The following is a 24,903-nucleotide window of genomic DNA, read 5'->3' as shown; positions in this document are numbered from 1 at the left end:
GTGGCTTTTTAAAGAATTTCTTCTAATATATCAACTATACCCTCAGTACTTTCTGCTATATATGCTCCAGCTTCTTTGAGTACTTTCTCTTTATTTTCTGCACTACCTGTACCATCAGGTGCTACAATTGCTCCAGCATGACCCATACTTGTATCTTTAGGAGCATTTTTACCGGCAATTAAAGCAACCACAGGTTTGCTGACATTTTCTTTTATATATTCTGCAGCAATTTCTTCATCACTACCTCCAATTTCCCCGATCAGAACTATAACTTCTGTGTCAGGATCTTCTTCTAGCAGAGGCAGCATCTCAACGAAAGGTGAGCCAGGTATCATATCTCCACCAATACCTATTGCGGTAGACTGACCGATTCCTCGGTTGCTCATCATAAATACTGTCTCATAACAGTTAGTTGCACTTCTAGATAAAACTGCAACTTTGCCTGGAGAAAAGATTCTGTGTGCCATAAAGCCAGCTTTTGATTTCCCGGGAGAAATAACTCCAAAAGAGTTTGGTCCAATAACTGTAGCACCATACTTTTTAGAATGATGATACACTTCTAACATATCATGTACAGGTACCCCTTCAGCAATTGTAATCACTAATTTAAGTCCGGCATCCATTGCTTCAAAAGCACCCTCTTTTGTAAATCTGGGTGGTACAAATAATACTGTTGCATTTGCATCATGTTTTTCGACTGCTTCTGCTACTGTATCATAAACAGGTACTCCCAGGACTTCCTGACCACCTTTACCAGGTGTAACCCCGGCTACTACATTGGTCCCATATTCAAGCATCTGCTCGGCGTGGAATTTCCCTTCTCTTCCTGTAATTCCCTGAACAATTAATCTCGTATTATCATCCACTAAAATGCTCATATAATTTCTCCACTCCTTCCAGTATGCTGTCAGCAGAAACAACAGTATCCTTCATACCATGAATTATATCTAGTCCTGCTTCTTTGTTAGTTCCTTCAACTCTAATAATTACCTTTTTGTCTCCTACTGCATCAGCTGCCATCTTTAATCCATTAGCAATTTCATCACAGCGGGTAATTCCACCAAAAATATTTATTAACAGCACTTCTACATCATCATTTGAGAGCACAATTTTAATCGCTTCTTTAACTCTTTCTGCTGTTGCTCCCCCACCAAGGTCGAGTGCACAGGTTACTTCCATACCTCTTTGAGAAATTAAATCCATAGATGACATTATCATACCAGAACCATTACTTATAACACCTATGTTTCCAGTATCCCTGATCGGTATATAGAGAAAATCATATTCTCTTGCTTCAATTACTTTTGCATCTTCAGTAAGTTCATCTCTAAACTTCAAAATATCATCATGTCTGAAGAGTGAATTATCATCAATATCAATTTTACCGTCTAGTGCTAAAAGTTCTTCATTTTCGGTGATTACAAGTGGATTTATTTCTGCAAGCAGACAATCATATTCTCTAAATAATTTATAGAGATTTTCTACTAACTCAGTAAGCTCTTTTAAATATTTTGGATCAACATCAAAATAATTGATCAGATATCTCAACATATATGCTTTAATACCCATCATTGGATTTATCGGTATTTTTGCGATTTTTTCTGGTGTTTCGTGAGCGGTTTCCTCGATATCTACTCCACCTTCGGTACTAAAGATAAGTAAAGGAGTTTTTGTTTTGCGGTCAAGGGTTATACTTAAATACCATTCTTTTTTTACATCAATCATATCTACAACAAAAAGTTTTTTAATTTCTAAGCCTTTAATTTCACTACCAAGTAAATCTTTGCTGATTTGTTTTACCTCTTCAGCATTATCTGCAAATTTAATTCCTCCAGCTTTACCTCGGCCACCGGTCTGCACCTGGGCCTTTACAACTACAGGATAATTTTCAATTTCTGCACCAACATTACTACCTCGAGTAGGTTCATCATCCTGTTGTGTATTATCTAAATCTGCAAGGGAATCAATAACAACTCCCTTATTTGAAGGAATATTATAATCATAGAACAATTCCATTGATTTATATTCTAATAGTTTCAATCTAACACTTCCTTTCTATAAATAATATATTTATGCCCAGAACTCTTCATCTGTTGGAACTTCTACATCTTCAAGTAAATAAGCTATTTTAGTTGTATTTAAGAGATGTTTGAAATAAAAGTTCTCTGATATACTGTTATTACCCCAGGTTCCACAACCAAGTGTAGTAGTAGGTTCTAAACCGTTTGTAAAGCTACCTCCAACTGTAAGTGAACAGGCTGCATTAACAATTACTCTTGAAACTTTAACTGCTGCTGCAATTTTTTCTATATTTTCCTCATTGTGTGAATGAACAGATACACTGTGCCCTATACCTTCTATTGCAAGGTTAGTTTGGGCTATATCGATTGCTTCATCTAAATCATCATAGCTATAAGCAACATTTACAGGGAAAATTTTCTCTTTTCTTAATAGATCTTCTTTATCTTCTTTATCTCCCTTAATTAAGAGCATTACAGTATCTTCGGGAACATCAATTCCTACTTCTGCTGCTATATCTTTGGCAGGCTGACCAACCATTTTTTTATTAAGATGACCTTCAGGGAATAAAAGTTCAGTTAATTTAGCTTTTTCTTCATCATCTTCTACATAATAAACATCATTTTCTTTAAATATTTCAATTGCTTCATTATACATTTCGGCAGGGAGAATAGAAGTCTGTTCTCCAGAACAGATGATCCCATTATCAAATATTCTTCCCTTTATAATAGTTTTAACAGCTTCATTAAGATCAGCATCTCTATCCACAATACACTGTACATTACCCTGGCCTACACCATAAGATGGTCTACCACTACCATAAGCAGCTTTAACCATAGCATGACCACCAGTTGCTACAACAACATCACAGGCTGCCATCAGTTCATTGGTTTTCTCTATAGAAGGTTCTTTAATAATTTGCACTAGATTTTCAGGTGCATTATAGCTGCTTAAAATATCATTAAAAAGATCAATTGAATAAACAACGGAATTTAAAGAAGCAGGGTGAGAAGAAACAATAATGGAATTTTTGCCTTTAATTGCATTCACGATATTGTTCATCGCAGTTACAACAGGATTAGTTACCGGACTAAGTGAGGCAACAACCCCAACAGGTTTGGCGAAAGTAACTGTTCCCTTTTCTTCATCTCTTTCGATTATCCCCATCGATTTTCTTCCTTTAAGACCTTTCCACATGATTTTAGATTTTCCTAAATGTTTTTTAACTTTATCTTCATAAACACCCATACCGGTTTCTTCATGAATCATTTTCGCAAATTCTTCTGCTCTGTCATATACTAATTTTGTGATATCTTTAATTATTTGATCTACTTCTTCCTGCCCGAAGTTATTTTCAAATTCCTTTTGTGCTTTTTTAGATTTTTCTACCATTGCTTGAATAGTAGTACTCATAAAATTTACCCCTTTCTGTTTTTGTGCTAATTTAACTGTTAACTGTTAACATAAAAGATTAAATCCCCTCAAACTCTTCGCTATAATCGAGTTCTGAGATCGAGGGGATTATTTTTTTCTTATAATATTCTAGTCTTTAGTAATCCCAACAGTTGATCAATCTATCAGATGGGAATTTAGTAATTACTTTACAGCCATCATCTGTTACAATTACTTGCTCTTCAATTCTAGCAGCATTACCTTCTTCTCCATAATAAGTTTCAACAGCAAAATGCATGTTTTTCTTAATCTCTACAGGATTTTCATGGGAATGGCCAACTGTAATTGTTGGTTTTGACCAGTGAGAAATACCAATTCCATGTCCTAACTGTAAGGCTAAACCTTCATATTTGTTATCTAAGCCCATTTCTTTCCAGTCAGGCCAACATCCTGCAACCTGATCTGTTGTTGCGCCAGGCTTAATTCTATCAATAGCAGCATTAACAAGATCTGAACATTTTTGATAAATCTCTTTCTGCTGTTCTGTTGGTTCTCCACAGGAGAAAGTTCTGTAATAACAAGTTTTATATCCATTAAAGTCATTTACAACATCCATAAATACTAAGTCACCAGGTCTGATAATTCTGTCTGATGCATCATGGGGGTGTGGGAATGCTCTGTCTCCAGAAATTGCATTAACATTAAGTACATTTTCTGCACCAAGTTCATGCAGACGGTATCTCATTAATGCAACAAGTTCATTTTCTTTAACTCCTGGTTTACAGAATTCAACTATATCTGCATAAGCTCCATCCACCATTGCAGCTGACATTTCAATAAGTTGAAGTTCTTCATCAGTTTTGATTGTTTGTGCATCAAGCATTGTCTGCTGACCATCTACAATGTTCATATTAAACTTCATAAATGCCTGCATCATCGGTACGGTAAGCACATCTACTCCAACCGGTTCTTTTTCAAGTCCAAGGTCTTTGAGGATTTCATAGATTTCTTTGATACCGGCTTCAGCTCCACCACCGGGAATTGTACCTCTCATATCGGTTCTTGCTGGTCTGATATTTTCATTTTTTAACCAGGGAGTCATCAGTTTTTTAGTAGGAACTGCACTACCGATTTCAAATAAAATTGGTTCATGTCCTTTTGGTAAAAGTGCATATCTACCAAGCTTATCTCTTGACCACTCACCTACTTTAGTACTGGTGATATATCTTATATTATCTGGATCATAGACGAGCATTGCTCCTACTCCATCTTTTTCCATCTGTTCTCTTGCTTTGCGAAGTCTATCTTTTCTTAATTTAGCATAGTCAACTCTCATTTCATGATCTACTGCCATTGTTCCATATGTCATTTATTTTCCTCCTATAGTTCAAATAGTTTAAATTATTCTTTCTTTTTATGAAAAGTCTAAGCCACCATTAACATTAATTAATTGTCCAGTTACATAAGATCCTGCTTCACTGGCTAACCAAACAATTGCTCCAGCCATATCTTTACCATAACCATATCTACTTAAAGGAATTTCTTCTAATTCTACCTCTTTCATTTCTTCAAAAGTGATACCTCTTTTTTCTGCATCTGCTTCAACAAATGCCCAGTGCATTTCTGAAGCTGCTAAACCAGGACATAAAGCATTAACATTAACATTGTATGGAGCCATTTCTAATGAAAGTGACTGGGTCATTGTATGAACTGCACCTTTTGAAGCACCATAAGTAGCTGATTCAGCATGTCCTACTTTACCGAAGAAAGAGCCTGTATTAACAATAGTACCACTTTCCTGTTTTTTCATCTGTTTTGCAGCATGTTTACAACCAAAGAACATACCTTTAAAATTAACTGCTAAAATTTTATCAATTGTTTCTTCCGGAGTTTCCCAGACATTACCTGTTTCGATATGAATTCCAGCATTATTAAACATGATATCTAGTTTTCCATATTTTTCAATTGTTTCTTCTACGATCGCTTTTACTTCTTCTTCTTTAGATACATCGACGACTTTAGCAAATCCTTTTAAACCTGGGTTATCTTTTTTAATTTCTTCAAATGTATCTTTTACCTTAGGTTTAATATCACCCATTACAACAATACAACCTTCTTCTGCCAGTTTTCTTGCTGCTCCAGCACCAATACCCTGTGCACAACCATTAACAATTGCAACTTTACCTTCAACACTTGTAAATTCACTCATTTTAGTCACTCCTTTTGATTTTTTAATGATTTATTTGGAAATTTATTTTAAACCTCTTTTACTGTCTGTAGATCTTTTTTAATAAGTTCTACAGGATTATCATTTTCAAGACTGAGAGGTTTACGGTCATAATAATTTTCAAAAACTAACCAACCTGAATAGTTATGTTTTTTAAGAACTTCCATCGTTTCATAAAAGCCTGTATCACCTTCACCCAATAAGGCACCACTTAAATCTTTATCCTTACCATCTTTAAGATGTACCTGACAAACATAATCAATTAATTCTTCTAGAATTTCTGCAATATTATAGTCTTTATGCAAAAAATGATTCTGGGAATCGAAATATAATTTAATATTATCTCTATCAACTTCTTTGATTAATCTTTTTATCTCTGCAACAGAAAGTGTGTTTTCAGTTGCTATTGTTATTCTTTTTCCCTGAGCATAATCACAACCATACTGAAGATAACTGACAGCTTCTTGAAATTCTTCTTCATTGGTAATTTCACTTTCTACAAAACTTGGCACCATTACTATTGGTATGTTCATCGCTTCTGCTGCATCAATAGTTTTAATTAAGGCTTCATTCATCAATTCCCTGGATTCTGTTCCTTCTGGATCTGTCATTGCAACTTCATCCAATTCTCTAATTGTTATTGAAGGAAATGAAATACCATATTTTGCACCTAAAGCCAGATAAGCATCCTGAACAAAATCACGGGAAAGCATAAAACCTCGAGAACTGTGTCCGATATCTAACTGTATTCCGTCTAAACCTATTATTGCTGCTAATCTGCAGCCCAATGGTCCTTCCATTGGCAAAGACCAATGGCAAATACCAATTTTGTTATCCATCCACCATCACCTGCCTTTTATTAATTTTATTATCCAATTTCTGAAACTTTAACAGGTCTATTTTCTTCATAAGATTTTTGGGCAGCAATTGATAAAACTACCGCTGTTCTTCCATCTTTACCTGTTACAGGAGGTTCTTCGTCATTGTATACTGCCTGGATAAATGCATTTACTTCTCCAAAAAAAGCTTCTGGATATCTCTCTATATTAAAATAAAGTGGAACATCTTTATGGGTCCCTTCAGGATCTGTTAATTCCACTCTATTTGGTCTCTCATTATTTCCGATTGCACAACCATTTGATCCAAATAACTCTACTCTTTGATCATAGCTGTAACCAGTTTTTCTGGAATTATTGATAGAGCCAACAGCTCCATTGGCAAATTTTAGGGTGATCATAGTTGTATCTAAATCACCAAGTTCACCGATTCTTTCATCAACTAAAACACTACCTGTGGCATAAACTTCTGTAATCTCTTCTTCAGATAGAAAACGAGCCATATCAAAGTCATGAACAGAGGTATCAAAAAATATTCCTCCACATACTTTTAAATATTCCAAATGAGGTGGCTTAGGATCCCTACTGGTAATATTTACAATATGTGGTTCTCCAATATTACCATTACTTAGGTGTTCTTTAACTCTCATAAATGTTGGATCAAAACGTCTGTTAAAACCTACCATGAATTTTACTCCATTTTCATCTACAATATCTAAAACTTCATCTATAGCTTCAAGAGATAATGCAATAGGTTTTTCACAAAAAATATCTTTCCCTGCTCTAGCTGTTTCTTTAATTATCTGTTCGTGTGTATCAGTAGAGGTTGCTATTACTACAGCTTCAACATCATCGCGTTCAAGTATTTCTTTATAATCATCATAAAGTTCTACACCTTCAATCCCAACTTTTTCTGCTCTTTCTATGGAGATATCAGAGACACAGACTAACTCAGCTTCTGGAATTTTATAAGCTATATTTTTGGAATGAATCTGGCCCTGTCTCCCCATCCCCAAAACAGCAACTTTAATTTTTTCTTTATCACTTTTAAAAGTTTTTTTCATTATAGCTCTCCTCTTTAAAATATTTTAATCTGACTTATACTTTGCACATCTCTTCTGTTTTGGCATGACTTGTTATGGATTTAATTAGCTTTTCTTCTGTAACCTCTTCATCAGTAAACACATCTGTTTGATCACCCTGGTGCATAGTTATAATACGATGACTTACAGCCAATATCTCTGGTATTTCAGAAGATATTACTAGAACTGCCATACCTGTTTCTGCCAGTTCAGCTATTAAATTATGAATTTCTGCTTTAGAACCAACATCTATTCCTCTGGTCGGCTCATCAAGAATTATTAAATCTGGATTTAAACATAACCATTTTCCAATTACTATCTTTTGTTGATTTCCCCCACTTAAATTCATTACCTTTTGTTTAGGTCCAGTTGTACTGATCGACAATCTATCTCTGTACTTATTAAAAATTGCTTTTACCTCTGCATTTTTAATAAATCCATAATTGTGGGCATAAGGAATTTTAGCAAGGCTTATATTATCAAGAGTGCTCATCCCAAGAACTAAACCCTGTTCTTTTCGACTTTCAGGTACTAACCCAATTCCCAGTTTAACAGCTTTTTTTGAATTGTTAATATTTGCTTCCTGACCTTTAAAATATATCTTGCCAGAATCAGGTTTATTTATACCAAATATAGTTTCTGCAATTTCTGTTCTACCAGCACCTAACAAACCGTAAAGACCTAAAACTTCACCTTTTTTTATATTAAAATTAATATTTTGAAATTCATCTTTTCTGCTTAAATTTTCAACTCTTATAACTTCTTCACCATATTCTGTTATTTTTTTAGAATCGAAAAAATCTTCAATATCTCTTCCAATCATTTTTTTAGTAATTTCTGGTTCATCAGTTTTATCTGTATCTAATGTATCAACTAATTTACCATCTCTTAAAACTGTTATCTTATCAGAGACCTCAAAAATTTCATTTAATTTATGTGAAATATAAATTATTCCAAGCCCTTGCTCTTTTAGTAATTCAATATTCTTATAGAGGACTTCAACTTCTTCCTGGGTTAAAGATGCAGTTGGCTCATCAAAAATTACAACTTTTGCATCATAAGAAATAGCTCTAGCTATCTCAACCATTTGCTGGTGAGCAATTGTAAGATCTTCTACTAAATCTTTAGGTTTAAACTGACAGCCCAACTTTTCTATAGCTTCCTCTGCCTTTTTGTGCAGTTCTTTCCAGTCAATTCTACCACCTTTTTTGTTTGGTAAACTTCCAAGAAGAATATTTTCAGCGACGGTCATCTTAGGAACAAGTGACAGTTCCTGGTGAATTAAAATAATTCCTTTTTTCTTAGCATCCAGAGGATTTTTAAATTTAACTTTTTCCCCATTGTAAATAATATTTCCTTTTTCAGGAATATGAATACCAGCCATTACTTTCATTAAAGTTGATTTCCCGGCACCATTTTCACCAACTAAAGCATGAACTTCTCCAGCATTTACTTCAAAAGAAACATCGTCAACAGCTTTTACACCGGGAAAAACTTTAGTAATATTTTTTAACTCTAAGATTTTATCTTTTGTGTTTTTAATGGAAATCACCTACTTTCTTTTTAAATAAAACCAATTTACAAATAATGATAAAAAATGTTTTTAAATATATTCTACAGAAAGATTTAACTCTTTCTGTAGAATATATGATTTTAGGTAATTATATTATATTTACCAGGTTGGTCTTTCAAATTCGTCGATGTTTTCACTGGTAACTTTTGGAGTTTCGAAATAGTTAAAGAATTCCACTTCTTCTCCTCTAGCCAATTTAACTGCAATTTCTACTGTGTAATTAGCATCATCAATTGGTGACTGATATAGAGTTCCATAAAGAATATCGCCTTCGAGCATTGCATCATAACCATCTGCAAACATTGTAGCACTGGTCATCTTTAAGTTATCGCCTCTACCTGCTGATTGTATAGCATTAATCGCACCTACACCCATGTTGTCATCACCAACATAAACTCCATCAATTTCTCCGTCATCATATTTGGTTAAATAGTTTTCCATAACTTCTTGGGCTCTTTCTCTATTCCAGTCTGCTGGTTGAGTTTCGATTATTTCTAAACCAGGATAATTAGCTTCAACTTCATCATGGAATCCTTGTGATCTTTCTTCTGCTGTGATATAACCTGGAGCACCCATTATTTCAACTATTTTACCTTCACCATCTAGTGCTTCTGCCATCATTTGAGCAGCATATTCTCCCTGTGTAATATTATCAGGGCCAGCAAATCCTTTAACTAAATCAAAACCACTTTCATCAACTTTTGAATTAGCAATTAAAACTGGGATACCTGCTTGCTCAACCTGCTGTAATACTGGAACTATAGCTTGTCCAGATACAGGCCATACAACAATTACATCAACATCTTGTGTCATTAAATCCATTATTTGATCTACCTGTCTCATTGGTTCTCCACGTGCATCCAAAATTATATAATCTACGCCCATTTCATCAGCTTTCTCTCTAAATGCTTGATCATGTAAAGTTTGATAACTGTCTACCCCAGTATTATTAGCAGTCATTCCGATTACAATATCTTCATTTTCCTGTGCCATAACAAGACCACTAGTTGCCAATAAAATCAAACTTAAAGCTAATATTATAAATAATTTTTTCAATTTAATTTGCCTCCTCTTATTTTTAAAGATTGTCCCTTTGCTATTAATACCCGGCAGCTAAATCCAAATAACCTTTCTCCCCACTATTTTATTGAACCACCCCCAATTCTTATAATTGCTACTAATTAACAATCTAAGTTCATTTAAGTTTTAACTGGTTCTAATTTTTTGCCAAGATAAATTACAAGTATTAAGATGATCCCCATAAAAAGCATATTATAAAATGTGTGAACACCCATCAGATTCAAACCATTATCTAAGATCCCTACAACAAAAATACCTCCGAGAGTCCGAACTAGATTACCATATCCACCTTTAAGGTTTGTACCACCAAGAACCACAGCAATAATTACCCAGAGGTGATTCATTGTCCCTAAAGTAGTTGTAGCAGTATTCATTCTAGATGCAGCTATTATACCGGCTGTTGCAGCCATAGCCCCACATAACATGAAATTAATTATTATATGTTTCTTTACTGCGATCCCAGCTTTTTCAGCAGCATCCTTATTCCCTCCAATAGCATATGCATTTCTACCATGAGATGTATTTCTCAACACATATTCTCCAATTGCTAAGAATACTATAAATATCACTGCCGGTAGTGGGATAAGGCCTCCTACCCTGTATGAAGCAAGAAGGGTAAATCGTAAATCAGTTCCAAGAATTGCCCTTTCACCTGTATAGATGAATAATAATCCTCTTACCCCAATCATTGCAGCTAGAGTAACAATAAAAGAATTTATTTCTGCTTTTGCCACAAAAATTCCATTTATAGCTCCGATAATTATTCCCGTTGCCATTGCTATAAGGACTGAGGGTAAAATACCAAGTGGTTGAAACCCAATTACAAGAGCAGCACATAAGGCATATATCATAGCGATTGAAAGATCAATTTCTCCGTTAATAATTACATATGTCATTCCTATCGCCATTAAACCATTAATTGAAATCTGTAACAATATATTCTGAAAATTTCTTAATGTTAAAAAATTAGCTGTCATAACTCCAAAAAAGCTTACACTTAAAATTAATATGATCCAGATAGATTGGTTTTTTATAAAATCTATTATTTGCTTTTTCATGCCCATAGTTTCCCCCTTTTAGAGGCAACGTCCATCCAGACAGCGCCAATTATAATTCCCCACTGAACAAGCCATTGAACATAATAGGGAAAACCTAACATAATAAATGCATTGCTAAGAAAACCCAATATTAAAACACCAATTAAAGTTTTTATAACACTACCTGATCCTCCAAATAAACTGGTCCCACCAAGAACAACAGCTGTAAGAACGGTAAATTCATAACCTTCACCTATATAGTTTTGGGCTGCCATCATTCTTGAGCCCATCATAATACCTGCTAAAGCAGTTGTTAAACCAACAACTATATATGTTATAAATGTAATAAAACTCTCGTTTATACCTGTATACTCACTTGCAGTTCTACTTCCACCTAATGCAAACAAATATTTCCCATAGACTGTTTTATTGAGAATTATATGGAATAATATTACCAGGCCCCCAAAAATGATAACCGGTGTTGGGATCATTAATATATATCCTCTACCAAAAAATCTAAACCAGGCTTCATCTGGCCTCGAAATTGCAGAATAAGTACCACCCGTATAAATCAAAGTCACCGCCTGTAAAGCTGTAAGCATTCCAAGAGTAACAATCATGGAATTTAGTTTTAAATAACCAACTAGAGTTCCATTAATAATACCTATTATAACACCTACAGCTAAAGTGATTATAATTGCTGGAACCGGACCAATAGTATCATGTAAGTTAATTACAACAACAGTTGTAAGTGATAAAAGTGAACCAATTGATAAATCAAAATTACCACTGATTAAGATAAATGTTATTCCACAGGCCATTACCCCTGTAATTGAAACCTGCCTCAAAACCAGGATAATATTTCTCGTAGTTAAAAAACGGTCTGATAACAAAGAAACGCTAAATAATAATAAAGCAAAAAATATTAATATCCCTTGATCCTTAATTATCTCTAGTACCCTCTCTTTGTCAAATTTACCCAATTTGCCAGTACTCATTACCTGTCCCCCTCTGTAGTAATACTTCTTTTAACTTATTATCTAAATAATTAATCATATTTTGCCGATATGATTTTTATATAATTATGATAATAATAAGCTAACTGGATTTTCCAGAGCATTTTTAATCTTCTGTAAAAATTCTGCAGCTGGTGCCCCATCAACTGCACGATGGTCATAAGCCATACTTAACCATAGCATAGGTCTAATTGTAACTTCTCCATCAACAGGAACAACTTCATCTGAAATCTGCCCTACTCCCAAAATTGCTGCTTCTGGTTGATTTACAATTGGTGTAAATATCTCTGTTTCAAATCCACCAAGATTAGTGATTGTAAAGGTTCCACCACTTAGATCGTCATTGTTCAGTTTACCTTCTCTAGCTTTTTTAACTAAAATTTTTCTTTCTTTTGCAATCTCTTCTAAACTCTTTCTTCCAACATTCTTAATTACTGGTACTACTAAGCCACCTGGAACATCTACTGCAATGCCAATATTTATACTGCTTTTAACTATCATTTTATCCTGACTGATATGAGAATTTATCTTAGGATATTTCTTAAGCATCCTTGAAGCAATTAATAGCAAAATATCGGTATAGGAAATATGTTCTTCTGATAATTCTTTAATCTTTTCTCTTAAATCTTTAATTTCTTTCATATCAGCTTTTACTGTTGTAGTTACCTGTGGTACTTCCTGAAAACTCTGGCTCATTCTCTTTGAAATGACCTTTCTCAACCCGGTAAATGGAATCTCCTGATCAGTTTCAGTTTTCTCTACAGTATAGCTGTCAAGATCACTGCTCTGAATTCTTCCTCCAGCACCTGTTCCTTCGAGTTTACTTAAATCTATCCCTTGTGCTGCAGCTTTCTTTTCAGCTGTTGGAGTTGCTGAAGGTAGATTTGTATTTATGTAATCTCTAACATCAGCTTCTATAATCGCTTCTCTGCCATCACCTGCTTGAACTTTATTTAATTCAATATTTTTCTCTTTTGCAAGTCTTTTTGCCGCTGGTGAAGCTTTAATTTTTTCGCCCTCTGCCCGGATTACTTTCTCGATTTTCTCAGCTGTTTTTTCTACTTTTGTTGTGCTTTCTTCTTCAGCAGCTTCTTTACTGCTTTCTGCACCGAAATCGAGTGATTCTATATCTTCACCTTCTTCAGCAATTAAAGCAACAACATCTCCTATTGGAGCAGTTTCATTTTCTTTAATCAAAATTTTTGCCAATACCCCTGTTTGCTCTGCTTCAACTTCCAAACTAGCTTTATCTGTTTCTACTTCAAAAAGAGGATCGCCTGACTCTACACTATCACCCTCTTCTACGAACCAAGTAAAGATTGTACCCTCTGTCATTGTTTCTCCAAATTTAGGCATTTTCACCTCATAAGCCAACTAAATCACCTCTTTAATATAGTTTATAAATAACAAGTCTTCTTAATTGCTTCTTTAATGTTTTCTAGGTCTGGCATCGCAAAATTCTCTAATTTTTCATTATATGGAGTTGGTACATCTAATCCAGCTACTCTCTGTAGAGGTGCATCCAGATAATAAAAAGCATCGCTTTCAAAAATTTTAGCCGCTATTTCTGCACCGAACCCTCCCCTTTTAACCGCCTCATGAACAACGATAAGCCTGCCGGTTTTTGACACAGACTTTATTATTGTTTCTTCATCAAAAGGTACTAAAGTTAATGGGTCAATAACTTCAACATTTATCCCCTCTTCTTTTTCCATTATTTCTGCTGCTTTTAATGCTTTCGGTAATAAATAGGAATTTGCAACTAAGGTAACATCACTACCCTCTCTTTTTATATCAGCTTGCCCAAAAGGAATCAGATATTCTTCTTCTGGAACTTCTCCTTTGAAACTATAGGCCATCTTTTGTTCTATAAACATTACCGGATTATCATCTCTAATAGCTGTTTTCAATAAACCTTTGGCATCATATGGTGTTGAAGGCATAACAACTTTGAGTCCTGGAACATGCATAAACCATGCTTCTAAACTCTGAGAGTGCTGTGCAGCACTACCTCTTCCACCTCCACCTTGAGTTCTAATAACAAGTGGTACGTCAACTTTACCTCCAAACATGTATCTCATTTTAGCTGCTTGATTCACAATTTGATCCATTGCTACAGCGGTAAAGTCAATATACATCAATTCTGCAATTGGTCTCATACCTGTAATAGCAGCTCCTAAAGCACTACCTATTAAAGCAGATTCAGAAATAGGAGTATTTCTAATTCTTTCTTTACCATATTTATCTAACAAACCTGCTGTCACTCCATAAATTCCACCGTGCTCTGCAATATCTTCTCCCATAACGAATACATTTTCATCACGGTCCATTTCTTCTATTATTGCTTCTTTTAAAGCATCTTTTACAGTTATTGTTCTCATAATCTAAACTCCTTCCCCCCAAAAATTAATTTATTTAGAAAAGACATCCTCAAATACAACTTCAATTTCTGGATCTGGACTCTCTTTAGCAAATTTAACCGCTTCTTTTATTTCTTTTTTTACTTTTGCTTCAATTTCAGCCAGCTCCTCAGAAGCAACTCCTACTGTTTCAATTAAATAATTCCTATGTTTTTTAATTGGACATCTTTTTTTCCATTTCTCAACTTCTTCATCATCACGATAAACTTGTGGATCTCCAACAAAATGACCTTTTATCCGATATGTTTTGGCCTCAATTAATGATGGACCTCCACCATTTTTGGCTCTCTTAATTGCTTCACCAACTGTTTCATAAACATCTAATACATCATTACCATCAACAACTACACCTGGTATATCATAACTGGCAGCTCTTGAAGCTACATCTTTAACAGAAACCATCTCATCAGCAGGGCCAGTTAAACCGTATAAATTATTTTCACAAACAAATACAACCGGCAGATCCCAAATAGCTGCCATATTTAATGCTTCATGAAAAGCACCTTCATTTGTAGCTCCATCTCCAAAGAAGCAGATAGTAACCTGATCTGTCCCTCTCATCTTAGATGATAAAGCTGATCCGGTAGCTATCGGTAAACCAGCACCAACAATACCATTTGCTCCTAAGATACCTATATCAGGATCAGCTATGTGCATTGATCCACCTTTACCTTTACAGTATCCGGTACCCTTTGCTAATAACTCTGCCGCCATTTTATCAACTCGGCCACCCTTAGCAATACAGTGCCCATGCCCTCTGTGTGTACTTGTTATAAGATCATCATCATTTAAATTACTACAGGCTCCAACTGCAACTGCTTCTTCACCTGTATAAACATGCATTGGACCTCTTACAAGACCTTGATTAAATAATTTTACGGCATTGTCTTCAAACAATCTTATTTTATACATCTTTTCATACATATCAAGTAATGTTTCTTTTGATTTCTCCACTAAAATAACCCCCTATTAAGAAAATATTTACTATAAAAATCTAACTACAGTTATTAATTGTGTAATCTAATCATTAACTGTTAACAGTTAATGATAAAAAAATATTTATATAGCAGCTCTTCTTTAATATTAGTAGTATCCAAAATAATTATTTTTATTATTATTATTTTCTTCTTTAATAACTGTTAACAGTTAATTATTAATATTATATTAAATTGATTATATCGTAATAATCTTCCTTTGTCAAAATTATTAGACACTTTTTGTGATTATCTTGTGATAATGTCATAGTGAAATTATCTTGATAAAATGTCACTATGAGAGGAGAAAAATATTATCTTATGTCCCAAACACAATTGAATAGGTATCATGTCATTTCTATGGTCATTGATAAAAGTATGACCAACTCAGAAGCTGCACAGGCTTTAGACCTTAGTGTTCGCCAAATAATTCGTTTGAAGAAAGGTGTGAAAAAAGAAGGTCCATCATTTTAGTTCATAAAATAAAGGTCGTAAACCTAGTCATGCTTTTTCTGAGGATTTCGTCAGTAAAATTGTTGCCCTGAAAAAATCAGACTCGTATCAAAGTGCTAACTTCATGCATTTTCAAGAATTACTAGAAGAACATGAAAACATCACCATTAGTTACAACGCACTTCACACTATTTTAAGCAGCAATGGTGTCAAAAGTCCCAAAAAGCATCGCAAAAAGAAAGTTCATCACCGTCGTAAACGCAAAGCAAAAGAAGGCCAATTAATCCAAATTGATGCCAGTCCACACGACTGGTTTGGTACTGGAGAGAAATATGACATTCATGGTGCCATAGATGATTCTACCGGTAAAATAATGGGCCTTTACATGACTAAAAACGAGTGCCGACAGGGATATTTTGAAACTTTAAGATCTGTGGTCTTAAATTATGGTATACCCGTCAGTATTTATACTGATAGACATACTATCTTCCGTTCACCTAAGGCAGACAAACTTACAATTGAAGAACAACTTGCTGGTAAAACTGTTAAAGATACTCAGTTTGGAAGAGCCATGAAAGAACTTGGAATTACTATGATCCCTGCACGCTCACCGCAAGCTAAAGGCCGTATTGAAAGATTATGGGATACTCTCCAAAGCAGACTGCCTGTTGAATTTAAGATAGCAGGTATATCCACTATCGAGCAGGCTAATGAGTTTTTTGCTGACTACTTAATCAAATTTAATGAAAAATTTGCTGTAGCACCTGAAGACACCATTTGCGCTTTTAGAACTCTTCCTGAAGAAATTTGTATAGATAATATACTTTGCGTTAAGGAAGAAAGAATACTTGATAATGGACTAACTTTTTCTTTTATAATCAGCGCTTCAAGGTCGTTACTAATAGTATGTCAGTCTATCCAAAATCGAAAATCAAAGTTCTTCTTAGTCCTAAATTCGGTGTGAAAGCACAATATGGTGAAAAAATTTATGATGTTATCCATTGGACTGAACATAAAAAATCAAAAGTTAAAAAGAGTAAAACTAATTCTAATAACAAATACAGACCAGACGATAGGCATTATTATAAATATGGACATCAAGCCTGGCCAAAAGTAACTTTTGAAGACAGTGATCACGATATACTGAAAATGCTGGAAAAAATATTTCTCACTCAAATTGCCTGATATGTTTGGTTTAAACCCCAAACATATCTCCCCTTTGGGGGTGACATTTTCTCAAGATAAAATTGGTATAAAAAAGTGACATTTTCAAAAGTTATTGACAAATTATTAGACACTTTTATAAACGGGATTTTATTTTTTTATAAGATCAGATTATCTTATAAAATCAAGAAGGAGAATTTATTGAATCAAGTAAAATCCCGCTTATATTTGAAGTATAATTTTTAGTCTAAAAACTCATCAACATTGCTTTGGTCTACTACAACACAGGGAACAATAATTTCTGATGGTACTTCTTTACCATTAAGATAATCAACTGCTGCTTTTACAGATTCATAAGCCTGCATGTCTGGAACACTTTCTACAGTGGCCAACATTTCTCCGTTTTTGACAGATACTAAAGCATCATCAATTGCATCAAAACCAACAACTTTAACTTGATTTTGTCTTCCAGCTGCCATAATAGCTCTTATTGCGCCAAGTCCCATTTCATCATTTGAACTAATAATAAGATCTAAATCTGGGTTGCTAACTAAAAAGTTTTCAGTTACTCTCATTCCTTCTGATCTATCATAATTTGCAGCTTGTGAAGCAACTACATTTAATTCTGGATACTGATCGATAACATTATTATAGCCAACTAATCTTTCTTCGGCTGTTGAATGCCCTCTTACACCTTCTAGTATGGCAATGTTACCCTTACCATTCATTTCTTGAGCTACATATTCTGCTATATCACTTGCAGCATCAACATTATCCATTCCTACAAAAGTAACTATATCTCCGCCGGCTGCAGTTGTATCTACAATAACAACCGGTATACCCCGCTCATTAGCCTGTTTTATTGCCGGAACAATAGCTTCGGGTCCAACTGGATTTATCACAATCGCATCCATTTCTCTTTGAATCATATCTTCAACTAAGTTTAGCTGTCCTTCTGCATCAGTGTGTTCTTGAGCTGATACCCAGGTTAGATTAATATTAAAATCCAGAGCAGCTTCTTCAGCACCATCTTTCATTCTTGCAAAATAAGGGTTAGCCATGGTTTTAACTATAAAACCAATATTATATTCTGCATCTTCTTCAGCAACACCAATTACATCGTCTTGTGCTTGAACAGTTATGTTTAAAAAGCCTGTGATTATAAGCATCAAACCTAAAAAGATAATTAAAGTATTTGTTTTTTTCATTTATATACCCCCATTTATTGTACTAATCTCCAAAAAATCGACCTTTTTAAATCCCCACCTCCTTTAAGCTAGACTTTTATTCACCTTTATTTCTCATTTTATCCAGGAAAACTGCCAAAATGATAATTACACCTATAACAACCTGCTGCAAAAATGAAGATACACCCAATAAATTAAGTCCATTTCTAATAATTCCTATTACCATAGCCCCATAAAGGGTTCCTAAAATCGTCCCTTTTCCTCCCATTAAACTTGCTCCACCAATAACTGCTGCTGCAATTGCATCTAGTTCATATCCCTGACCGGCGATAGGAGGAGCCGACCAAAGTCTTGCAGTAAGTACTACTGCTGCCAATCCTGACAGAAATCCAGAAATAGTATAGGTAATCATTATAAGTTTATCTACTTTAATTCCCGAAAGTCGAGAGGCTTCATGACTCCCACCAATAGCATATAAATAGCGCCCAAACCATGTTTTCTTAAGTACAAAAGAACTAATAAGCAATACAATAATTGCAATTATAACAGGCATTGGAATAGAATAAATAATACCAGAGCCCAAAAAAGTATAATTAACATTATCTATAGTAATTGAATTCCCTGAAGTAACTACTAAAGCTAATCCCCTTGCAATACTCATCATACCAAGAGTAGCTATAAATGGTGCTAACTTAGCTTTCGAAACTAAAATACCATTGATCAAACCACAGATTGATCCGATTAATAAAGCAATTAATATTGCTAAAATAAAATTGCCACCTGTTCTTAAAAATAAGCCTGCTGTAACACCAGCAAAAGCTAATATTGAACCAACCGATAAGTCAATTCCCGCTGTAATAATAACATATGTTAATGCTACTCCCAAAATAAAGTTTACTGACACCTGGCGAAATATATTTATAAAATTATTATAAGAAAAAAAATGAGGTGATAAAAATGTTAATGCAACAACAAATACCAGAATTATAACTAGATATATATACTTGTAGGTAAAGCTTTTTAATTTACTGTAATTATTATTTGCACTTGTACTTTGATTACTCGTTATCACTTAATTCACCGCCCATTGCACAATTTAAGATATTTTCTGCTTTTGCATCCTCTGCCCTGAATTTACCGGTTATTTTGCCTTCATGCATAACCAATATTCTGTCACTCATATTTAATATCTCTGGCATCTCTGATGAAACCATAATAATAGCAGCTCCATTTTTAGCTAATTCTATCATCAATTCATACACCTCAACTTTTGCTCCTACATCTATACCACGAGTAGGCTCATCAAATAAAAATACATTCGATTTGGCACATAACCATTTTGCTAATACAACTTTTTGTTGATTACCCCCACTTAATAACTTGCTCTTAAAATTCATATTCGGGGTTTTAATGCTCAATTTTTCAATATATTCTTTTGATACTTCTTTCATCTTTTTCTGATCTAATACTCCGGTATTAGCCAGTTTTTTTAAAATTGATAAAGTAATATTATCTTTTACATTTAAATCTAAAACTAATCCCTGTTGTTTGCGATCTTCAGGTATAAGTCCTATTCCATATTTAACTGCATCATTAGGGTTCTTGATATTAACTTTCTTTCCTTTTACATATATCTCTCCTTCTTCTGTTTTATCAGCACCAAAAATTGCCCTTAATATTTCGGTTCTTCCCGAACCCACTAGTCCTGATATTCCTAAAATTTCTCCTGCTTTAACATTAAATGAAATATTTTTAATACCATTTTTGCTGCTCAAAGCTTCTACTCTTAAAACTTCATCTCCCATACTCACCTTTTGTTTGGGAAATTTATTTTCTATTTCTTTTCCAACCATAGCACTAGTAACACCATTTTCATCAATTTTAGCTAGTGACTCCGTAATAATCATTTTGCCACTGCGCAGAATGGAAATCCTGTCTCCAACCTCCCAGAGCTCTTTCATCCTGTGTGAAATAAAAACAATGCTTTTACCAGATTTTCTTAGATCCTCCATTACAGTAAATAAACGTTCTATCTCACTATCACATAAAGAAGAAGTTGGTTCATCCATAATTAATATTTCTGGGTTTCCTAATAAGGCTTTGGCAATTTCAACCATCTGTTGATCAGCAACCCTCAAATCTCCTACTATTGCATTAGGGCTAAACTCTAAACCTAGCTTATCCAGTATTTTTTGAGTCTCTTTATATATTTTATTAAAATTAACTGTACCCAATGCTCTATTTGAAAGAGGTAATTTGCCCAGAAAAATATTTTCCATCACTGTCATGTTTAATGCTAATTCAAGCTCTTGATAAATTACATTGATACCTAATTTTTTGGCTTTAATCGGGTTATTTATATCTACTTTTTCCCCATGCAGAAAAATTTCTCCTTCACTTTTTGTATAGGCACCAGAAAGTATTTTAATTAAAGTTGATTTCCCAGCACCATTTTCTCCTGCCAAAACATGGATTTCTCCTGACTCAAGAGAGAAATCAACATTATCTAAAGCTTTAACACCTGGAAAAAATTTAGATATGTTTTTCATTTGCAAAACTGTTGCCAATTTTTAGCTCCCCTTTTTGATAACAATACCTGATAAAAAATATTCTGAATATTGTTAAAATAATAGTGTCAGTTAATCATATGTGTTAACTGTTGTGTTAACAGTTAACACATATGATTAAAGAAAAATAAAATACCTTATTCAATAGTTTGTATATTCTTCGAAATTTTCAAGAATTATTTTTTTTGCTTGTCTTATATGCTGGTTCATTAAATTGGCTGATAAATCCACATCTCTACTTTTTACTGCTTCAAAAATTTTTAGATGCATATAATATGCCTCTTTAGCTCTTTCTATTCCTGATAAATCAATAATTCTATAGAATACATAATGACCATTATACTTATTAATCATTTTATTTAAGCGCTTATTTCCACAATTGCTGTTAATCATTTCATGTAAAAATGCATCTGCTTTAATACAGTTTTTCACTTTATCATTTTTGAGATCTTTTTCTGCAGCATTAAAAACTTTCTCAACTTTTTTTATTTCATTATCTGGAATTCTTTCAACTGCCAGTCTTGTTGCTGATGTCTCTAATATATTTCTTATTTCATATATCTCTTTTACATCTTGTCTTTTAATTTTCCTAACATAAAATCCATTCCTTGGAATCAAGGTAAGCAGCTCTTCTTTTTCAAGTATATTAAAAGCCTGTCTTACCGAGCTTCTGCTCACACCAAACTCTTCTGCAATATCCTGGTCAATAATTCGTTCTCCAGGCTTTATTTTATGACATATGATTTTCTTTTTAATCAATTCATATATTTGATCACTTAAACTTTGATATTTCATTCCTAATTTATTGTTTTCATTACTTAATTGCTCTTTAGTGTATAAATTTAAAAGATTTTCTTTTATATCGCTTTTTACTTCCATATCTAGCACCTCATAATTTCTTATAAGTTAACAGATCATTAGCAATATCTTGTTTTCTTTTAACTGTTAACAGTTTTTTTGTATACAGATATTATATTTTTATTTTTCTAATTTGTCAATTAATTTATAAGAATTTATAAAAAATTTAATGCTTCTAGAAGCGATTATATCTTTAATACTCATTCTAGCTAATTATAATAGCTTAATACAAATTTTATTTATACGTGTATTCATAGAAATTATCAATAATAATATTTTTAGCATTATCAATGTGTTTAGCCATTAATTCTACGGTTAGTTCAACATCTCTTTCTTTAACAGCATTGAAAATTTCAAGATGTTCAAAATAAGCTTCTTTTGCCCTCTCTACCCTCGATAAATCAACCACTCTATAAAATGCAATATAAGTATTATAACTATTTATTAATTTGATCAATCTTTGATTACCACAATTATTAATGATTACCTTATGTAGTTCACTATCAGCTTTTATAAATTCAACTACTTTATCTTTGTCTAAATCTTTTTTGGCATTTTCAAATATAGTATTCAGCTTAGCTATATCTTTTTCTGGTATGTTTGGTACAGCTTTTTCGGTGGCGGCTTTTTCTAATATTTTTCTTATCTCATATATTTCCACAACATCTCTTTCTTTTATTTCTTTTACATAAAATCCACTTCTTGGAACCGAAGTTACAAGATCTTCTTTTTCAAGTATTGTTAAAGCCTGTCTAACTAAACTTCTGCTCACACCTAGCTGTTCTGCTAAGTTCTTATCAATAATTCTTTCTCCGGGTTTAATTTCATGATTTATAATTTTATTTTTTACTGTTTCATATACTTCATCACCCAGATTTTTATATTTTTGCCCTAGCTTTTCAGAGAATTTATATTCATTATTCACATATCTAGATATATTTCTTTTAATTTTATCCATAAACATCTCCCCCTTTCTTTTATATTTTATGGATAATCAATTATAGAAGTCTATTTTTTACCTTCTTAAATCTTTAGTAATCATTTGTAACCATATCATTTTTTACAAAATCAATTATTTCTTCAACCGCTGTTTTGGCATTATCTCCTTCGGCTTTAATTGTAATTTGATTACCTTTAGCAACACCTAAACCCATTACTGCCATAACATCTTTGGCATTAACCTCTTTCCCTTCAAAAATCACACTTATTTTTGAGGAATATTTGTTCACCTTTTTCACAAAGTCTGCTGCTGGTTTAGCATGCATACCTGTTTTGTTTTTAATTTTTACATCTTTTTCAAAAGCCATTATTATTACCTCCTATTTTTATATATAATTTAACTTATAACTGTTATCATATTATAATAATAATTCAAAGTTACTTAAAGGTCAAGTTATTTAACCGATTTTTTGCCTGTTGATGTTAAAAATACGTTTAATTAAGCTGTAAAAAAATACGAATTTACTCTTTAAGAAAAATTTCACAAATCTTAGTATATAACAATTTTTTTAGATGATTCCTTTATTTGAATCAATTATACGATCATGAAAATGAAAAATGGTAGTGTAAAGATCATAAAAACTATAGTTGCAAAAATCGCTTCTGAGGCTAAATCTCCTTTATGACCATACTTCTGCATAATTACTGGTGAAGTAGCAAAGACCGGCATTGATGCTAATATAGTTATTACACCTCTATATAACTCTGGCAATGCAAATAACCCAGTTCCCAAATATACTAGAATTGGAATTAACAATAACCTTAAAAATGATACTAAATATATTTTTTTATTGCCCAGTAGATCTTTAAATCTACTTTGAGCAAGTTTTAAACCAATAAATATCATGGCCAAAGGTACTGTTATATTACCTATGTTTTCACTGATATTAATTAATGTCTGTGGAACTTCAACACCTAAAATTACAACTGCTATACTAAATAAAAGTGCTACTATTGGAGCAGAGAAAATATTTTTGAAAAAATTTATTTTTTTCTTTTGTCCACTGCTATTTAATAACCAAACGCCTAAACTCCATACCACTAAATGCATACCAAAATCATAAAATATGGCTATGATCAAACCCTGAGCACCAAAAATTGCAATGGCTATTGGTGCACCGACAAAAATATTATTACTAAAAGAACTGACAAAAGCTATCTCTTTGCTTTCATTTTTTGAATATCTAAATAACTTAGCTATCAAGAGAATTATTAAAATGGAACTAGCGGTTATAATAAAAGAAGACAAGGGTATAATTAAATATCTTTTCAATAGATTTAAGTTAAAATCCTTAACTATATTTGTAAATATTAAGGCCGGAAAAGCAATATCAATTGTCAGTTCTGCTATTCCTTTTTCAGCTGCCTGGTTGATTTTACCGGAGCGCTTCAAATAAAAGCCAAGCGAAATTAATACTGCCATTAATAATAACTGCTCTAATATTGGATAAATACTTTCCATCAGACCAATGTCTCCTTTTATTATTATTTTAAACTCCTGCTTCTACAACAAACAATTTTACAGGCTCATCACTGGTAACTACGAAGGAATGGGTACTGTTATTTTTGGTTAAAACAGCATCACCAGCTTTCATTTTTACCAGTTTGCCATCAACCGTCATTTCTCCGGTTCCTTCTACCATAAAATATATTTCTTCACTTCCCTCATGTGTATGTTCTCCAATTTGTGTTCCTGGTTCTAAAATTAGTTCATGTAAAAAATGGAGTGAGGAATCAAAATCATCCGGAAAACCATCTACATCAGGTAGAGCAGCATCTTTACCCATTAACTGTGTGATATACATTTTTCCCTTTCCACCGAGAGTCTCAATATATACCTGTTCTACATCATCTTTACCTCTTTTAATCATGCTTTTTCCTCCTTTAAAAGTTTTTGTTACGTCAAATCTAATAGTTTTTTCAAAAATATTAATAGTTATCATAGTTGTCAGGCTAGGAATCTCCATAAAAAGAAGGAATCCCTCCCCCTGAGCTAGTAAATAGTAATTGAGAAAGTCA

Annotated in this window: 22 protein-coding genes and 1 pseudogene; 1 reads left to right on the top strand and 22 read right to left on the bottom strand. The window is 33.3% G+C overall.

The genetic code is table 11. The annotated features are described in order from the left end of the window. Positions 1–8 precede the first annotated feature (8 nt). From sucD to HALSA_RS00850, 14 genes are all read right to left on the bottom strand, one after another. Complete coding sequence (gene sucD / locus HALSA_RS00915; protein ID WP_013404772.1) at positions 9–878, bottom strand: succinate--CoA ligase subunit alpha; 870 nt, start codon at positions 876–878, stop codon at positions 9–11. After that, positions 859–2,040 carry an ADP-forming succinate--CoA ligase subunit beta gene (sucC, locus tag HALSA_RS00910; RefSeq protein WP_013404771.1) on the bottom strand — a complete coding sequence of 394 codons (1,182 nt, stop codon included), beginning with the start codon at positions 2,038–2,040 and terminating at the stop codon, positions 859–861. Before sucC ends, sucD begins: the two co-directional genes overlap by 20 nt. A 30-nt stretch (positions 2,041–2,070) precedes the next feature. Further along, positions 2,071–3,432, bottom strand: coding sequence for an aldehyde dehydrogenase family protein (locus tag HALSA_RS00905; protein ID WP_013404770.1), 1,362 nt, complete (start codon positions 3,430–3,432; stop codon positions 2,071–2,073). Positions 3,433–3,568: 136 nt separating this feature from the next. Next, complete coding sequence (locus HALSA_RS00900) at positions 3,569–4,780, bottom strand: M24 family metallopeptidase (RefSeq protein ID WP_013404769.1); 1,212 nt, start codon at positions 4,778–4,780, stop codon at positions 3,569–3,571. A gap of 45 nt (positions 4,781–4,825) precedes the next feature. Continuing rightward, the gene (locus tag HALSA_RS00895) at positions 4,826–5,620 is read right to left on the bottom strand and encodes an SDR family NAD(P)-dependent oxidoreductase (RefSeq protein WP_013404768.1); all 795 of its coding nucleotides are present in this window, start codon (positions 5,618–5,620) and stop codon (positions 4,826–4,828) included. Positions 5,621–5,667: 47 nt separating this feature from the next. Next, positions 5,668–6,477 (bottom strand): sugar phosphate isomerase/epimerase family protein, encoded by an 810-nt coding sequence (locus HALSA_RS00890; RefSeq protein ID WP_013404767.1) that lies wholly within the window; start codon positions 6,475–6,477, stop codon positions 5,668–5,670. A gap of 29 nt (positions 6,478–6,506) precedes the next feature. After that, entirely contained in the window at positions 6,507–7,538 is a 1,032-nt protein-coding gene (gene iolG / locus HALSA_RS00885) for an inositol 2-dehydrogenase (protein ID WP_013404766.1), read from the bottom strand. Between the two features lie 34 nt (positions 7,539–7,572). Beyond that, entirely contained in the window at positions 7,573–9,108 is a 1,536-nt protein-coding gene (locus HALSA_RS00880; RefSeq protein WP_013404765.1) for a sugar ABC transporter ATP-binding protein, read from the bottom strand. A gap of 120 nt (positions 9,109–9,228) precedes the next feature. Continuing rightward, complete coding sequence (locus HALSA_RS00875) at positions 9,229–10,185, bottom strand: sugar ABC transporter substrate-binding protein (RefSeq protein ID WP_013404764.1); 957 nt, start codon at positions 10,183–10,185, stop codon at positions 9,229–9,231. Between the two features lie 143 nt (positions 10,186–10,328). Continuing rightward, positions 10,329–11,267, bottom strand: a complete 939-nt coding sequence (locus HALSA_RS00870; RefSeq protein WP_013404763.1) for an ABC transporter permease — start codon at positions 11,265–11,267, stop codon at positions 10,329–10,331. Continuing rightward, positions 11,264–12,244, bottom strand: coding sequence for an ABC transporter permease (locus HALSA_RS00865; protein WP_013404762.1), 981 nt, complete (start codon positions 12,242–12,244; stop codon positions 11,264–11,266). Before HALSA_RS00865 ends, HALSA_RS00870 begins: the two co-directional genes overlap by 4 nt. Positions 12,245–12,328: 84 nt before the next feature. Continuing rightward, entirely contained in the window at positions 12,329–13,618 is a 1,290-nt protein-coding gene (locus HALSA_RS00860; protein ID WP_160143034.1) for a dihydrolipoamide acetyltransferase family protein, read from the bottom strand. A 41-nt stretch (positions 13,619–13,659) separates the two neighbouring features. Beyond that, positions 13,660–14,643, bottom strand: coding sequence for an alpha-ketoacid dehydrogenase subunit beta (locus HALSA_RS00855; protein WP_013404760.1), 984 nt, complete (start codon positions 14,641–14,643; stop codon positions 13,660–13,662). A 30-nt stretch (positions 14,644–14,673) separates the two neighbouring features. Beyond that, a complete protein-coding gene (locus HALSA_RS00850) occupies positions 14,674–15,636 on the bottom strand; it encodes a thiamine pyrophosphate-dependent dehydrogenase E1 component subunit alpha (RefSeq protein ID WP_013404759.1) in 963 nt (320 codons plus the stop codon). 341 nt (positions 15,637–15,977) lie between these two features. Between HALSA_RS00850 and HALSA_RS00845 the strand changes: the two are divergent. Continuing rightward, positions 15,978–17,294 (top strand): annotated as a pseudogene (locus HALSA_RS00845) (ISNCY family transposase). Positions 17,295–17,515: 221 nt separating this feature from the next. Here HALSA_RS00845 and HALSA_RS00840 read toward each other — a convergent pair. The 8 genes from HALSA_RS00840 to HALSA_RS12255 form a co-directional block, all read right to left on the bottom strand. After that, positions 17,516–18,481 (bottom strand): sugar ABC transporter substrate-binding protein, encoded by a 966-nt coding sequence (locus HALSA_RS00840; protein ID WP_013404758.1) that lies wholly within the window; start codon positions 18,479–18,481, stop codon positions 17,516–17,518. A 76-nt stretch (positions 18,482–18,557) separates the two neighbouring features. Continuing rightward, the gene (locus HALSA_RS00835) at positions 18,558–19,532 is read right to left on the bottom strand and encodes an ABC transporter permease (RefSeq protein ID WP_013404757.1); all 975 of its coding nucleotides are present in this window, start codon (positions 19,530–19,532) and stop codon (positions 18,558–18,560) included. Beyond that, entirely contained in the window at positions 19,519–21,027 is a 1,509-nt protein-coding gene (locus HALSA_RS00830) for a sugar ABC transporter ATP-binding protein (protein WP_013404756.1), read from the bottom strand. The genes HALSA_RS00835 and HALSA_RS00830 overlap by 14 nt, the downstream gene beginning before the upstream one ends. A 141-nt stretch (positions 21,028–21,168) precedes the next feature. After that, on the bottom strand, positions 21,169–21,906 hold the full coding sequence (locus HALSA_RS00825) for a GntR family transcriptional regulator (RefSeq protein ID WP_013404755.1): 738 nt from the start codon (positions 21,904–21,906) through the stop codon (positions 21,169–21,171). Positions 21,907–22,120: 214 nt separating this feature from the next. Then, positions 22,121–22,843: a GntR family transcriptional regulator gene (locus tag HALSA_RS00820; protein WP_013404754.1), complete on the bottom strand. Its 723-nt coding sequence runs from the start codon at positions 22,841–22,843 to the stop codon at positions 22,121–22,123. 73 nt (positions 22,844–22,916) lie between these two features. Beyond that, a complete protein-coding gene (locus tag HALSA_RS00815) occupies positions 22,917–23,192 on the bottom strand; it encodes an HPr family phosphocarrier protein (RefSeq protein ID WP_013404753.1) in 276 nt (91 codons plus the stop codon). 227 nt (positions 23,193–23,419) lie between these two features. Beyond that, positions 23,420–24,346, bottom strand: coding sequence for an AEC family transporter (locus HALSA_RS00810; protein ID WP_013404752.1), 927 nt, complete (start codon positions 24,344–24,346; stop codon positions 23,420–23,422). A 28-nt stretch (positions 24,347–24,374) separates the two neighbouring features. After that, complete coding sequence (locus HALSA_RS12255) at positions 24,375–24,755, bottom strand: cupin domain-containing protein (protein ID WP_187323461.1); 381 nt, start codon at positions 24,753–24,755, stop codon at positions 24,375–24,377. Positions 24,756–24,903 lie beyond the last annotated feature (148 nt).

The organism is Halanaerobium hydrogeniformans (assembly GCF_000166415.1).
Taxonomy (GTDB): Bacteria; Bacillota; Halanaerobiia; order Halanaerobiales; family Halanaerobiaceae; genus Halanaerobium; species Halanaerobium hydrogeniformans.
This window is presented reverse-complemented; position numbering and strand designations above follow the sequence as displayed.